General features: G+C 46.7%; 14 protein-coding genes. 6 read left to right on the top strand and 8 right to left on the bottom strand.

The window, feature by feature from the left end:
* The coding region (locus tag RJ47_RS16480) for a dienelactone hydrolase family protein (protein ID WP_039485348.1) at positions 1 to 457 on the top strand (457 nt) is incomplete at its 5' end.
* A gap of 64 nt (positions 458 to 521) precedes the next feature.
* On the opposite strand, the gene secF is transcribed toward RJ47_RS16480, so the two are convergent.
* From secF to RJ47_RS16500, 4 genes are all read right to left on the bottom strand, one after another.
* Positions 522 to 1,424, bottom strand: coding sequence for a protein translocase subunit SecF (gene secF / locus RJ47_RS16485; protein WP_039485350.1), 903 nt, complete (start codon positions 1,422 to 1,424; stop codon positions 522 to 524).
* 2 nt (positions 1,425 to 1,426) lie between these two features.
* Positions 1,427 to 3,256 carry a protein translocase subunit SecD gene (secD, locus tag RJ47_RS16490; RefSeq protein ID WP_419831553.1) on the bottom strand — a complete coding sequence of 610 codons (1,830 nt, stop codon included), beginning with the start codon at positions 3,254 to 3,256 and terminating at the stop codon, positions 1,427 to 1,429.
* 166 nt (positions 3,257 to 3,422) lie between these two features.
* A complete protein-coding gene (locus tag RJ47_RS16495; RefSeq protein ID WP_005472267.1) occupies positions 3,423 to 3,899 on the bottom strand; it encodes a hypothetical protein in 477 nt (158 codons plus the stop codon).
* Between the two features lie 102 nt (positions 3,900 to 4,001).
* Entirely contained in the window at positions 4,002 to 4,670 is a 669-nt protein-coding gene (locus tag RJ47_RS16500) for a hypothetical protein (protein WP_197058148.1), read from the bottom strand.
* Positions 4,671 to 4,726: 56 nt separating this feature from the next.
* Here RJ47_RS16500 and RJ47_RS16505 point away from each other — a divergent pair, with 56 nt between their 5' ends.
* Both RJ47_RS16505 and RJ47_RS16510 read left to right on the top strand, forming a co-directional pair.
* Positions 4,727 to 5,296: a hypothetical protein gene (locus RJ47_RS16505; RefSeq protein WP_039485358.1), complete on the top strand. Its 570-nt coding sequence runs from the start codon at positions 4,727 to 4,729 to the stop codon at positions 5,294 to 5,296.
* 157 nt (positions 5,297 to 5,453) lie between these two features.
* Positions 5,454 to 7,811, top strand: coding sequence for an EAL domain-containing protein (locus RJ47_RS16510; protein ID WP_082016354.1), 2,358 nt, complete (start codon positions 5,454 to 5,456; stop codon positions 7,809 to 7,811).
* A gap of 43 nt (positions 7,812 to 7,854) precedes the next feature.
* On the opposite strand, the gene RJ47_RS16515 is transcribed toward RJ47_RS16510, so the two are convergent.
* Together RJ47_RS16515 and phhA are read right to left on the bottom strand one after the other, a co-directional pair.
* Positions 7,855 to 8,184 (bottom strand): 4a-hydroxytetrahydrobiopterin dehydratase, encoded by a 330-nt coding sequence (locus RJ47_RS16515; protein ID WP_005472312.1) that lies wholly within the window; start codon positions 8,182 to 8,184, stop codon positions 7,855 to 7,857.
* On the bottom strand, positions 8,177 to 8,974 hold the full coding sequence (gene phhA, locus RJ47_RS16520) for a phenylalanine 4-monooxygenase (protein WP_269412646.1): 798 nt from the start codon (positions 8,972 to 8,974) through the stop codon (positions 8,177 to 8,179). Before phhA ends, RJ47_RS16515 begins: the two co-directional genes overlap by 8 nt.
* Before the next feature lie 216 nt (positions 8,975 to 9,190).
* Here phhA and RJ47_RS16525 point away from each other — a divergent pair, with 216 nt between their 5' ends.
* On the top strand, positions 9,191 to 11,179 hold the full coding sequence (locus RJ47_RS16525; protein ID WP_039485364.1) for an acetoacetate--CoA ligase: 1,989 nt from the start codon (positions 9,191 to 9,193) through the stop codon (positions 11,177 to 11,179).
* Positions 11,180 to 11,226: 47 nt separating this feature from the next.
* Here RJ47_RS16525 and RJ47_RS16530 read toward each other — a convergent pair whose 3' ends face one another.
* On the bottom strand, positions 11,227 to 11,805 hold the full coding sequence (locus tag RJ47_RS16530) for a class I SAM-dependent DNA methyltransferase (RefSeq protein WP_039485366.1): 579 nt from the start codon (positions 11,803 to 11,805) through the stop codon (positions 11,227 to 11,229).
* A gap of 145 nt (positions 11,806 to 11,950) precedes the next feature.
* Here RJ47_RS16530 and RJ47_RS16535 point away from each other — a divergent pair, with 145 nt between their 5' ends.
* Complete coding sequence (locus RJ47_RS16535) at positions 11,951 to 12,829, top strand: LysR family transcriptional regulator (protein ID WP_005472238.1); 879 nt, start codon at positions 11,951 to 11,953, stop codon at positions 12,827 to 12,829.
* Positions 12,830 to 13,037: 208 nt separating this feature from the next.
* Entirely contained in the window at positions 13,038 to 13,931 is an 894-nt protein-coding gene (locus RJ47_RS16540; protein ID WP_038214247.1) for a cation diffusion facilitator family transporter, read from the top strand.
* A gap of 16 nt (positions 13,932 to 13,947) precedes the next feature.
* Here the strand turns inward: RJ47_RS16540 and RJ47_RS16545 are convergent, their stop codons facing one another.
* Positions 13,948 to 14,394, bottom strand: coding sequence for a GNAT family N-acetyltransferase (locus tag RJ47_RS16545; RefSeq protein ID WP_039478047.1), 447 nt, complete (start codon positions 14,392 to 14,394; stop codon positions 13,948 to 13,950).
* Between the last annotated feature and the right edge of the window lie 173 nt (positions 14,395 to 14,567).

Below are 14,567 nucleotides of genomic sequence, written 5' to 3' on the forward strand. Positions count from 1 at the left end.
ACATACTGGCGAACTCTATAAAGATAGAGAGAAGCTCAGAGCTCTCATGCAAGGCAGTTTGGATTATGCGGCGTCTTTAGGCGGGAATGCTGATAATGTGGTTGTTATGGGGTACTGCTTCGGTGGAGCCGCTGTTTTAGAGTCTGCTCGTGCGGGGATGAAGGCTAAAGGCTTTGTCACCTTTCATGGCGGTTTAAGCACGCCGGAAGGACAAAATTACCAATCAACCACCGCCCCTATCTTAGTTCTACACGGTACTGCGGATTCAGCGATTCCAATGTCGCAATTTGCACAGCTCGCGACCGAGCTGGAAACACAAAAAATCGCCCATGAAATGATCACTTACAGTGGCGCCCCTCATGCCTTTACCGTGTTTGGTAGCGATCGCTATCGTGCCGATGCGGATAAGAAATCTTGGCAGCGATTTGGTGAGTTTTTGCAGCAAAGCACCCAATAAAAAAGAAGGCTAGAGATCGCTCTCTAGCCTTTGCTTAGTGCAATTTACCCTGTTTAACGCCTACTTAAGGCGCAGAGTCTACTTCAACCGGAAGATAATGTTTTGGCTCCAGTTTTAGCCATTCTGGCAGCACAGTGCCAATTGAAATGGAAGACCACGTACCCGAAAGGATACCGATAAACATCGCCACAGCGAACCCTTCCAACGCATTGCCGCCCATTAACCACAATGCAGAGACCGTCATCAAGGTCGTGCCTGACGTCACCATAGTTCGGGAAAAGGTGGCGATAACCGCTTGGTCATTGATGGTTTCGGCTGGCGTTGACTGTTTCGCTACCAGCAGCTCGCGAATTCGGTCAGCGATGATGATCGAGTCATTCAGTGAGTAGCCTAAAATCGCGAGTATGGCGGCGAACACCGTCAAGTTGAACTCCATTTGAGTCGCAGCGAAAAAGCCTAGCACCAAAACCACATCATGAATCAACGCCAATAGTGAACCACTCGCTAATCGCCACTCAAAGCGGAAGCAGAGGTAACCCAAAATACACATCATCGAGATAAGCAGCGCAAGTCCACCTTGATCAACAAGATCATCGCCAACTTGAGAGCCAACCATACTGCTGCTGACCACCGACACCTGATGAGATACTTTACTCAGCACCTGATTGATATCAGGGATAGTTTGCCCCGCTTCTGGGATTGGATAGCGGATAACCCAGCGCCCTGCGTCGTCAGAGTGAGTCACTGACGTGAATTCTCCAAGCTCTGGTTTGAGCGTGTTCAACAAATCATTGCTTGTTAAGCTCTTGTCCACTTGGACTTCTGTCACCATGCCGCCTGTGAAATCCAACCCCATATTGAGACCACGCGCGCCCAATGCGACAAGCGATACGATCATCAAGGCGACAGACACAATACTGGTTACGTAACGAATCTTACGGATGTTTTGTTTTAGAAATTCGACCATGATTAAACCCTCACATCGCGACGACTGTCACGTCCCCAAACTAAGTTGATAATTGCGCGAGATGCGAACACACCGCTAAACATACTGGTCAACAGACCTAGCCCCAATGTCAGCGCAAAGCCTTGAATCGGACCATTACCAATTGAATAAAGTACGACCGCGGTAATCATGGTGGTGATATTGGCATCTAAGATGGTGCTTAACGCACTACCAAATCCTAAGTCTATGGATTGGGCAAATGTACGCCCTTCTGCGAGCTTGTCTTTGATTCGCTCAAAGATCAAAACGTTGGTGTCTACCGCCATACCTACTGTCAATACCAAGCCAGCGATACCAGGCAAGGTCAGCACTGCGCCAGGTAGTAAAGCGATAAGCCCCAGTAGACTCACCATATTGATCAACAGTGCGACGTTTGCCACCCAACCTAGACGGCGATACCAAAGCGCCATAAAGGTTAAAGTCATCACAAGGCCGAGCCCTAGAGCAGCAAAACCATTTTGAATGTTTTCTGCACCCAGTGATGCGCCGATGGTTCTTTCCTCAACAATCGTGACTGGCGCAGTCAATGAACCTGCACGAAGTAGCAGAGCAAGATTCTGTGCGTCTTCCATCGAGCCGGCGCCAGTAATTCGGAATTGGCTGCCTAGCTGCGATTGAATCGTCGCAACACTGATAACACGCTCACTGCGCTCGGTCTCGCCTTTCGCATTGGTCGTGTACTCGCTGTAGACGGTCGCCATCGGTTTACCAATATGGCTACCAGAGAAATCACTCATGATCTTGCCACCAGCATGATCCAATGAGATGTTAACTTCTGAGAAGCCCATCTTATCGATACCAGCACGCGCGTTCACAATGTGTTCACCCGTTAAGACGGCACGCTTGGCAAGCACCACATCTCGACCATCGTTGTCTTTCAGCACAATGTCTCCGTAGCTTACCCCTTCCGATGGCGATTTTGCTTCGTGAAACGCCAAGGTCGCGGTCGCACCGATGACGTGCTTCGCTTGAGACGGGTCTTGAACGCCGGGTAGCTCAATTCGGATGCTGTGTTCACCTTGACGCTGCACCGCAGCTTCTGTGATACCCAACTCCTCAATACGATCACGCATGATTTTTAGGTTTTGCGTAATGGTAATGGTTTGGAATTCTGTCTTGTTCTGCTGGGTTGGTTTTACCGCCAGATAGTCGGAATGGCGTTTAACATCCCAGCCTGGATAATTCTGCTTCAGATAAGTGGCCACGCGAGAGAGTGACTCTCCAGCTTCACTCTTGACATCAAAACCGTCGACGCCAACCTGAGCAAATTTCACCCCTCGAATACGCTCTTGACGAAGCATGTCTCGCATTTCGTCCATCAAAACGTTGCGTTGCTCTTCAAACGCTTTGTCGATATCAACATTCAGCAGAAATTGCACACCACCGCGCAAATCCAAACCCAGTTTGATCGGACTAAAGCCAAGCTCTCCCAACCACTCTGGTGCCACCGAAACGTAGGAGAAAGAGATCGAATCTTCTTTTCCAATCAAGGTATTTAGCACTTCACGTGCATGAGTTTGCTGAGTTTCATCTTCAAACACCAAGGTCGTGCTGTTGCCCTGCTGCACAATGCGATCGGCTTTGATATTGTGCTGATCTAAATAGCGGTTTAGCTCCGCAGGGTTGTTGAGCACGCCACCACCTTGTGACGTTGTCACCTGAATTGAGGGCTGTTCGCCATACCACGTAGGTATAGCACTCAGTGCTAACAGTACAATCGTGACGACAAGCACCACATATTTCCACGCCGAGTAACGATTCATCACTCGCGCACTTTTCGCCTTATTGGCCATATTTCGCTTCATAATTTTTCTTAGTATGTGTTCGCCCCTCCAACTTGCGTAAAGGGCGAAAATCGGCAATAGGTCGCCATTGACTTCTGCGTGAGAACGTCACGGAAGCATCAAAAACGACAAACTTGGAATGTCGCTAATAACATTAACGACTGGCTAGAATGGATTAAGCGAATTGGCTGTTTAGCGCGACGTAGAGGGCGTTAGACTCTTTCCAACCAGAAATGCGATGGCTGGATGTCAAGGCATCATCAACCCAGTACTCATTGGCTGGTAACGGGTGACAATAGGGTTTATAAGGTGAAGATGGATTGAGGTCAGCGAGACTAGACTCTGCTTGATTTGAATCCGATTCGTCAGCAATGCGGCCAGACATCCCCCATCGGTTGAGGTTGATGATGGCAACAACATCAATCGTCCCTTCCGACTGAGAAACAGGACTTGAACTGGAGTCTTGTGCTTTTCGAGATGCATCAAAAAGAGCCTGAGCATCATTTTTTGATAGCGGTGCAAATTGGCTTGAAGACGGGTCAAGTCGAGCGCCGATATCACTTTCAGTTTGGCTTAAATATGCCACCGCATGCGCTGGTAAAACCATCGCAAACAAAGCAAGCCAAAGAAGTGTTATCACCCGTTGGTACATTCACGTAACCTATCAAATCAATTACGTGGATAGTAGGCCCTCGAAAGCGCCGCGACAACTAAAATTATCTAAAACTTAAGCTTTCAGTTTTGGTATACCCTGCTAGCGGTAGAAAATCTCACCACTGCGTATGTCCAAGTAAATCTTATTTGCTTGTTTTAGACCTCCGCAATAAACGAAGTAGACATCACGCTCGTTAAAGGTGAGTGAGCGCATCCAGCCTTTAGTTTCTTCGAAGTCTTCTGGTGTGCACGTTTTGTCTTTGAGTAACTGATCGGTTTTCTTCACAAACATTTCAAAATGCGCTTTGAAATCATCGGAGTCTTCAATGTAACTGCTAACTGTTTCTCTGCGCTCGTCTTTGGTGATGGTAGGTGCTACCTCGAGTAGTTCGTCCATTGGAACCCACTCAGCCACTTCTGGACCGCCCTCTTCATACACATAGTACGCTGAGATTCTTCCCCAACCATCTTTCTTTTCAAGCACATGCAGTTTGTCACCACGGTAAACGACACTCTCAACAAACGCGCTATGGTCTGGCGACTCGCGCACACCCAATCTTTCAGGGCTGACGTAGTAATCAGTAACAGGCGGCTTTGGCGGTTGAGGTTTTTCTTTAACGATGTTGAGCGGCTTTATTGGCTCCTCGGCATTTTCCATCTGACTTGCCAGTTCCGCATCTTGTTTGGGTTTAAGATAGAAGATGTAATATCCCCCTCCCGCACACGCAATACCGACCAGCAGCAAAACAATCATAATTATCTTTTTCATAGTGATGCCGATTCTTTTCCTATACTTATTACATCCGAACTTACGCTCACATTCAGATGAAATGGCTCTCGTTTACTTCTACTATAACGGCAGCTTGGCTCTGCACTTTACCCTTTCATGGCGCTGCGGCACACTGCGATGCAAAGGCGTGGGATCAACTTGTCAAAATACAGCAGAAGATTGATGCCAGTTACAACCAACATGCCGAGAGATTTAACCGCCTTCTCCAATACCATCGTCAGCAGCCCTTTTTGCACCAAGCATTCTCTTCACAAGAGCTCAATACACTTTGGGTCACAGGAACGCCAAGTGCAAAACAGAAATTTGAGCTGCAAATGGAGTCTTCTCGACATCTTATTCAGGCCATCAGCGAAGAGAGCCAACTCATATCTCGACTGGAGCAAAACGTGAAAGAGACGCGTACTCAATGGCGCGAACTTGGTGCACACTGCCATGATGCACGCTACGCCACAAACAGCGTTATTAGTAATAACTACGTTAAAAGCAATGACGCCCTACTCGCGAGTTTAAGCGAATTACTGTCAAAATTAGCCACCATCCAGCATCGATACCGCCTAGAACTCTCTACGTTGATGGCGATTTCTAATCCACCACCTGACCGTTAGATACGCAGGAAAGTTTGTAACTTTCTGTGTCTTTTTTGATAAAAAACCACGCTTCCGACAAATAACCTCTATTTATTGTCATTTTCATCAATAGTTTATAAAAAATTCACATGATATTAATTATCATTTGCATAAATATCATTTATCATTACCATTTATGGCACGCCAACCATCCATATCTATCGCTTTGAAACTATCACTGTCTATTAAACACGTTGCCTTCATTTGGCTAGCTGGCATCTTGCTTGCCATCACAAGTGTCGCGACCGTTTACTATTACGAATCCAAACAGATGGAAGCACAACTCGAACGACGCCTAGAGACGAAGATTCATGCTCTTGGCCAAACACTCGATTCGACGCGACATTTGATGTTTCTGACTCGTGCTTTTCTAGAAAACAGTAATCAGGCATCGCAACGGCAATTTGAACAATTTCTCAGTGGTCAAACAGGAACAGATCGCGGTGTTCACTCGATTGTTTGGGCGCCTAAAACGGCCATCGAAGAGATTCCTCAGTTAGAAAAAGCCGCCGCAACGCATGGATTTCTTGGTTATCGAGTCGAGCCACCGATTGATCCGCAAACCCACTTGCCGACGTTTTTGCAAGGTTCTACCCTCCCTATCTACTACGTCTCGTCGATATTCGAAGCCAGCGATGACTTGGGAGTGCGACTCGAAAGTCGAACAGAAAACCTCTATGCAATCACACAATCGTTTAACCACAACAGAATTGGCGTTGCTCACTATGAGCACGACAACCAGACGGGCATTCGATTGTTTCTACCGCTGTATACGGACCACCAGCAACTCAAAGGATGTTTGGTTGCCAATATCGTCCTACACGAACTCTTAGGCCTAACCTGGAAAGAGGACATTAATTCAGCCGACAGCCACATTTCTGTCTATTCAGAAGCCGCAGATAAAGTCATTTTCCAATCACATATCAATACTTCACTCAGTGATCAGAAGCTGTCCGAGCGTACCGTCACACTTGAAAAACCTTACTACAATGCGCTTTTTGACCAACACTGGATAGTGTCGGTGTCAATGGTCGATAGGACCGGAAGTACCGCCATGTATGGTGCCACTCTGGTTGCACTGATTCTTGCCCTAACAGTAAGCGCGACACTGTCCGCCAACTTTTATGCGACGCGCCTGAAAGTCTCCGACCGAGTCATCGCAGAAAAAACCCAGTCACTTGCCATTCAAGCGGTTAAGGATAGCTTAACCGGTTTATCCAACCGAAGTGCCCTCGCTCAAGAGGTGGAACTGCGGCTAGCTCAACTCAAATTAGGGCAAACCAAAGGGTTTTCTATCCTATTTATCGACCTAGATCGTTTTAAAGTCATCAACGACTCGATGGGCCACCTGCATGGCGATAGGTTGCTTCAACTTGTCGCTCAACGCTTGACCGCAAATTGTCGCAACCACGATGTGAGTTTTCGATTTGGCGGGGATGAGTTTGTGATTTGTTTACCTGAGTTGACCGATAAGCAGAGAGTGAGTCAGATTTGTAAACGCTACGCCCAACTGCTCAGCCAACCATACATATTGGACGGTCAACGCTGCTACATAGGTGCCAGTATCGGTATTTCGATCGTCACTGATTACAATCGAAGCCTGACGGAGATTCTGCGCGAAGCCGATACCGCAATGTATCAAGCAAAGAGCTCCAGTCATGACAAAGTGGTTTTCTTTCACGAGACCATGTTTCAAAAAGCCAAGCAGAGATTCACGCTCGAACAAGAGCTGACCAACGCGCTGGCCTTGAAGCAGCTCTCGCTGGTTTACCAGCCTATCTACGAAACACAATCGGATGACATTGTTGGTTTTGAATCGCTGCTTCGTTGGAACCATCCTAAGTTTGGTCACGTCTCACCTGATGAGTTTATTCCGATCGCCGAAGAGACAGGGCTCATCATCTCGATTGGGGACTGGGTAGCGAAGGAATGCTGTAAAACTCTGCAACGCTTATGGCACGACCCAGCCATTAAAGTGATGCCACGGATTAACATCAATGTCTCCGCCAAGCAGTTTGAGTCAGAACACATCTATAAAACGCTATCACGCTTATTAAATCATTGTGACTTTCCCGCTCACTTCATTGGCGTTGAGATCACAGAATCCATGCTTTTGAGTGACGACTGCAGCGCACAGCAACTGCAGCGAATCAAGGACCTAGGGATCACCCTCTATCTCGATGATTTCGGTACGGGTTATTCTTCACTTTCAGTCATCAATGACTATCCGGTCGATGTGATCAAGGTTGACCGCAGCTTTGTCAGTCGCATCGCACTTGGCCAAACCAACGCAGATAGCCTTTGCCAAGCCATCATCAACCTCGCCCATACCATAGATTTAAAAGTGGTCGCAGAAGGGGTCGAGACGCCACAACAACTGGCTATCTTGACTCAATATCAGTGTCACTATGTGCAGGGCTACCTAAAATCTAAACCAGTGAGCGTCTGTAAGATTGAACAATGCTTAAATCAACAAAATCGACAAAGTGCATAAAAAAACCTGCATGAAGCAGGCTTTGGAAAGGGTAATCCGTGACTTAACCTAAGCGGTCACATTTGGCTGCACAGATAAAATCATTTTGGTGTAAGCCTTTAATCGAGTGACTCCACCAAGTTACCGTGACTTTGCCCCACTCAAGCAAAATGGATGGGTGATGGAACTCCTCTTCAGCCAGCTCAGACACTAAGTTCGCAAATGCCCACGCCAACTTGTAGTTCTTAAAGGTATAGACTTTTTCGAGTTGTGGAATGCCATCACGTTCTAGCATCGTCCAGCCATCGAGTTCCGTTAAGAGCAGTCGTCGTTCTTCTTCACCTAATGCTACTGCACTGCTTGTGCACGCTTCGCATCGTAATTCATTAAGCATGTGTCACTTCCTTTGGTTCAAATAGTGGCGGCAAAAGCCCTGCCTTCATCGCTTGTTTAACATGGAACATCAAATCCATTTTGCTGAGTTTGTATAACTGTTCAATATCGTCGAGTACAAAGTATTCTGGCTGCATAATATCGATTCGATATGGCGTTCTTAATACCGTGTGTATATCAAATGATTCTCGCAGCGGCTTAGAATCTCTCAGGGCGTAATTGGTTTCTCCCGGAGAAGAAAGGATGCCCCCGCCATAAATCTTAAGTTGACCATTTTCACGCACCAAACCAAACTCGACCGTAAACCAGTACAAGCGAGCCAGATAGACTCTCTCCTTAGCGCTGGCCTCTTTACCCAAAATACCGTAAGTCTGAGTAAACTCAGCAAACTGCGGATTGGTTAACATGGCACAATGACCGAAGATTTCATGAAAAAAATCCGGCTCTTGTAAGTAGTCGAACTCTTCTCGGCTGCGCAAAAACGTCGCAACAGGAAACTTGCGATCCGCGAGTAACGCAAAAAAGCGGTCAAAGTTGATCAGTGCAGGCACAGGTTCAACTTGCCAACCCGTCTCCCTCAATAGCACTTGGTTAATTTCTGGCAGCTGAGGAACACGCTCGATCGGTAAATCAAGCATTTGCAATCCATCCAAATACGCTTTACACGCACTCTGTTCTATTAACGCCAGTTGCCGCGTGACGAGGTCATGCCAAATGGCGTCTTCTTCCTGCGTCCATTCAACAAATCCTTGCTCGTTCACTGGCTTAGATACGTACTGCGTCATTGCCATTTCCTTTAACAATTTCGTTACATAAAGCCTATCGCGATGCGTGATTGGTGACAATTTAACCCGCTACATCTGGGTCAAATCGCGTGTAACAATAATTTTACATTTGACATTTTTTCTCTTATTTATCAGCACTCTGAATATGGTCCATTTGTTTGACTTTGTATAAATTTCCAACAAGACTTAAACAACAACAAGTAAATCATCGACGAGGATGTCATGTCGCAGTGTGAAGTCAGTAACAACGAGCCGATCTGGGCTCCAAGCCCACAAAGAATTGAGTCTTCTAATCTTCAACAATTCATCAACCACGTTAAGATTCAAGGCCACAACATCAATAATTACAGGGATTTACATCAGTGGTCGGTCAAACAAAAGAAAGATTTTTGGTTGGAAATTTGGCAGTTTTGCGATGTCATTGGTTTTAAAGGCGACTGCATTCATGGCGAAGGATTGGCCCGCTGGGGAGAGTTTCAACCGAGTCGCGATACCATTTGGTTTCCTCAAGCGCAGCTAAACTACGCCGAAAATTTACTTGCTCAAGCCTTCCAAGCACCTGACGATATCGCCATCTGGTTTAAGAACGAACGGGGCGAATCGCAAAAAACCACGTGGCAAGAACTGTGCGATCAAGTGTCGATTTTACAGCAATGGCTTATTCACAATGGCGTTGGCCAAGGCGATGTGGTTGCGGGTTACCTGCCGCACATGACGGAAACAGTTATCGCTATGTTGGCAACCACCAGCCTTGGGGCGATATGGACCTCTACCTCACCCGATTTTGGCGTCGAAAGTGTGACAGAACGTTTCGGTCAAGTGCAGCCCAAGGTTCTGTTTTGCTGCAACGGCTATCAGTTCAACGGTAAAACCTTCAATATGGAGCACAAGAACCGAGAAATTGTCGCCTCATTGCCAAGCATCACCAATACCTGCCAAATTGATTACCTTCGCCAAGGCTTCACCGATTCCATGAGTAACGAGACGTTTTCTGATTGGGAAGCGATACTGGCAAGCTTTCTCCCTCGTGGTACCCATTATCAACGCATCGGGTTTAACGACCCTCTGTTTGTGCTCTACTCTTCGGGCACAACAGGGAAACCCAAATGTATCGTCCACTCTGTAGGCGGCACCATACTCAACCACTTGAAAGAGCATCAACTTCACTGCGATATTCAGCCAAAAGATAGGGTTTTCTATTACACCACCTGTGGGTGGATGATGTGGAATTGGCATGTCTCTGCGCTGGCGAGTGGCGCAACCTTAGTGATCTTTGATGGCAGCCCGATGTACCCCAACCCTGATGTGCTTTGGCAACTGGCGGATGAAGCTAAAGTCAGCTTATTTGGAACTTCTGCCAAATACTTAGAAGCACTAGAAAAAACAGCATTTAGACCCGCAGAGAGCTATGATCTGTCGAGCCTTAAAACCCTCTGCTCCACCGGCTCGGTGCTTTACCCAAATCAATATGATTTCGTCTACTCCGACATCAAAGTCGACGTACATTTGGCGTCTATCTCAGGCGGTACCGACATCTGCGGATGTTTTGTTTTGGGTAACCCCATTTCGGCTGTCTACCGTGGTGAGTGCCAGGGTCCGGGCTTAGGTATGGACGTCGCAGTCTACGATGAACACGGTATCGAAATTACGGGTAAACGAGGAGAGTTAGTCTGTAGAAACAGCTTCCCAAATCAGCCGCTCGGTTTTTGGGGTGATACCGGAAAACGTTACCACGACGCGTACTGGAACAAATTCGACAACACATGGCATCACGGGGATGACGTGGCACTGACCCAAAGCGGTGGCATGGTGTTTTACGGTCGAAGTGATACCACCCTAAACCCCGGCGGCGTGCGGATCGGGACGGCAGAAATCTATCAGCAAGTGAATGGCCTCACCGAAATTAAAGATTCAATTGCCGTGTCACGACATGTGGATGGCGATGAAAAGATCGTGTTATTTGTCCAAATGGAGCCATCACACGTTTTTGATGACAGTTTGGTTGAGCAGATATGTACTACGCTAAAACAAAAATGCTCACCAAGACATGTACCCAGTGAGATTTATCCGCTGAGCGAGATCCCTAAAACAAAATCTGGGAAGCTGGTGGAACTTGCAGTCAAGCAAGTACTGCATGGTCAAGAGGTTAAGAACAAAGGCGCGATCGCCAACCCAGCCGTACTGGAGGAAATCATTCAATACGCCAATTGATCAAAAAGCCCGGCTGAAAACGCCGGGCTTTGTGAGTAAATGCTGGTTTATTTTTTGGCAACAGCCATCAACACCTTGAGTGTACCTTGCGGAGTCTCTATCTCAAATGGAGTCGTTACGGTGACTTCTTCAAAGCCGACACTGGTCAGCACTTGCTCGACGTGTTCGTAAGTCATGCCGCCCACTTCATCTTGCTCTGACAACCAATCCCAATGCACAAAGTGATTTCCTTGGTCCAACAAGCTATAGATGATATCCGCAACGTCTGCATAGTTAGGAAGAAAGCTACACACCGAAGACGCCACCACAAGATCAAACTGATCACGAAACGCAGGGTGCATTGCAACCAGTCCACGGCTAAGAATATCCACCACCGGTTCGACGTTTTCTAGCTCTTTTCTATCAAGCTGCTCGATCATCGCTTCTGAGCTATCAAGCGCGACAATCTCTTTCGCCAATGGTGATAACTTTTGGCAAAGCAATCCCGTCCCACAACCAAAATCCAGAACGCGAGCGCCTTGAATACTAATGATATCTGACAACGATTCGAACGCTTTATTTGCGTATTCGCCGGTCGATTTATCTTTATCCCAATCTGCCGCGATATCATCCCAACTAGTAGCCATCATGATCTCCCTATAACTTCATTCATTTGGCATCGCCCAAGAGTATCAAAACTGCATGAAATTCCTAGCGTTTCGTTCCGCAAAACGGACAATCTGCGATTATTGTTGTACTATCTGGCAAAAGATCTTTCATATCGACTAAACAATGAACTTATCTCAAATCGAAGCATTTTGTAGCGTCGCGGACACAGGCTCCGTATCGGAAGCCGCTCGTCAACTTGAGTGCAATCGCACCAAGCTCAGTATGGCAATCAAAGCGTTAGAGAAAGATTTGAGCATTGAACTGTTCGTCCGTAGCGGTAATCACTTGGCCCTGTCCGAAGCAGGAAAAGCAATCTACAAAGACTGTCAGAATCTACTGGTTACCGCGGCACGTATTCGCCAAACTTGCGCCCAAGTATCAGGGGAGTTCAACGCCGAAGTATGGATAGCGCGTGATGATTCCCTGCCTGATGAAATGTGGCATGAGCTCTCTCATAAGCTTAATAACCGCTTCCCAGCAACCGCATTCAACATTGTTCTCGCATCCAGTGGCGACCTTGCCAACCTTGTTGCCACCCAACAGGTCGACTTTGCATTCGGAGTCGATTACGAGCGAATCGATGATCCCCACATCACCTATCAGCCACTAGGGAAAATCCGCATGATGTCGGTGTGTCGCGCCGATCATCCCCTGAGTAAAATGCGCCGCGTGTCCGATGACGAGCTGCGTAACGCCATGCAAGCTGTCATGGTTTACCTGAATGAAAAAGACAACCCCGAACTTCAGCCGTTTTCTCTCAGACACATTGGTTTTTCCAGCTTTGATTATATGCTCAACACGATCTTGGAAGAAGAAGCATGGGGCGTGTTACCTGAACCTTTGATTCGTCATTTGTTGAGAAAACAAAAGTTAGCGGTGATCAAACACACCTACGGTTTAACCCAAGAAGACTACTGCATGTTTACCGCAGCAGGCATGACTGAACACCCTGGAATGAGTTGGCTTGCAGACAAATTGAACGAATATTTGTTCGATTTCTAAACGGTCATTCTTCATTTTTAATGATATTTTGACGGTCAAAATCACTGACCGCCAAAATATTTGACACCACGCAAAACACTTAACCCACTGAAAAGTAAACACTTAGTTGAAACTATCTTTATCAATAACGAGCGCTCATACCGATTGGGTTTGTTAAATGGTCAGAAATCCAGAAAACTATAAAGGTACTTTCCATTGAGATAATTTTATGTGTGCTAGGACAAGCTTAAACGAAAAACGAATACTGACCTTTTCAGCCCTTTTGGCCTCTGGCTTTGCGGGTGGTGGCTTAGTGCTTGGTTTGCTTGTCGGCTCGCTAGTGATTGTTTTTGATGGCGTCTATTCCTTAGTGAGTTTGCTGTTAACTTTATTGTCACTCGCTGTTTCTCGCTACATTGAGCGTCCGTCCCGTAGCCAGTTTCCGTTTGGTAAAGCCATTCTTGAACCAGTGGTGATCGCCATTAAAGGCAGCGTGATTCTGTTGGTTGTGGGTTACTCACTTTACTCGGCTATTCAGTCCATGTTTACAGGCGGCCGTGAAGTCGACACCTCAATCGCGACCCTCTTTGGTTTGGTCAATGTCATCGGCTGTGGTTACGGTTGGTACTACATTGCCAACAAATCAAAACGTTTCTCTTCAGGATTGATTGAAGCAGAAGCAACCCAGTGGCAAATGGATACGCTCTTGAGTGTTGCGGTTACATTAGGCTTTATCGCAGCATGGCTCGTCTCGTTGTCATCGTACGCAGAATACGCCGTATATGCAGACCCAATGATGATGATTTTGATGTCTTTCTACTTCATTAAGGTGCCGTTTGATATGCTCAGAGAAGCGATGCGTGAGCTGCTGATGATGAAACCCAGTGACGATATCATTACCACTGTCGACGCCGAAGTCTCAGCATTAGACCAACAGGTTGAGCAACATCTGGAAGTCGCTGCTGTGACCAAAGTAGGACGAGAGCTTCGTGTCAATCTTGATGTTCACGCAAAAGGCTCACAAGTACCTGTGGCGGAGCTTGAGAAAACCCGCCGAGTGCTAAAAGACAAACTGTCTAAGCTCTCTTTGGATCTTAATCTGACGATGAACATTGCTAGTTAAGCCGCTCTATGCGGCTTTACTCTTTTAGGTTAAGAGCCATCGATAGAAACGCTTCGTCTTGCTCCACCACTTGATAACCCAGTTTTTGATACAGTGACGTCGCGCCACTGTTGACTACAAAGCTCGATAAGGTCACTTTCTCGCAGCCAGCACCTTTCGCCATTTGTTCGATCTGTGCCATGACTTGCTGACCAATGCCTTTTCGTTGCTTATCAGGAAACACAATCAAAAAGTGTAAGTGAACCGCGTTTTCGTATGGCTTAAAACAGGCGAGAGCCACTTGCTCTTTGCCTTTGACTACCCAATGAAACCAAGATGATTGGTAGTTGTTTTTCAATCGTTCGCGCTGAAAATCATCATCCCAGCCAAAGACCTTATCAACGTGAGTAAACAACCCTTGTTTCACTACATCAAATAGTCGCTCAAATTCATTCGTTTCGACCGTAACAAACTCTAACTTCATCCAAGTTCCTTCTTGTCTGCCCAAGATTAAGAAAACTTAATGTTTCATAAATCCTACCTCAATGGCAAGGAGCAGATAATAAAAGCCTCTAATATTATTAGAGTTTTTCGGTTTACCCCCTAGACCGTTATGGCTCGCATTAGTCACGCGAGCCTTCTTTTTATTCCCCCCAA

The sequence above is a fragment of the Vibrio sinaloensis genome (assembly GCF_000808535.1).
In the GTDB taxonomy this organism is placed as follows: domain Bacteria; phylum Pseudomonadota; class Gammaproteobacteria; order Enterobacterales; family Vibrionaceae; genus Vibrio; species Vibrio sinaloensis_D.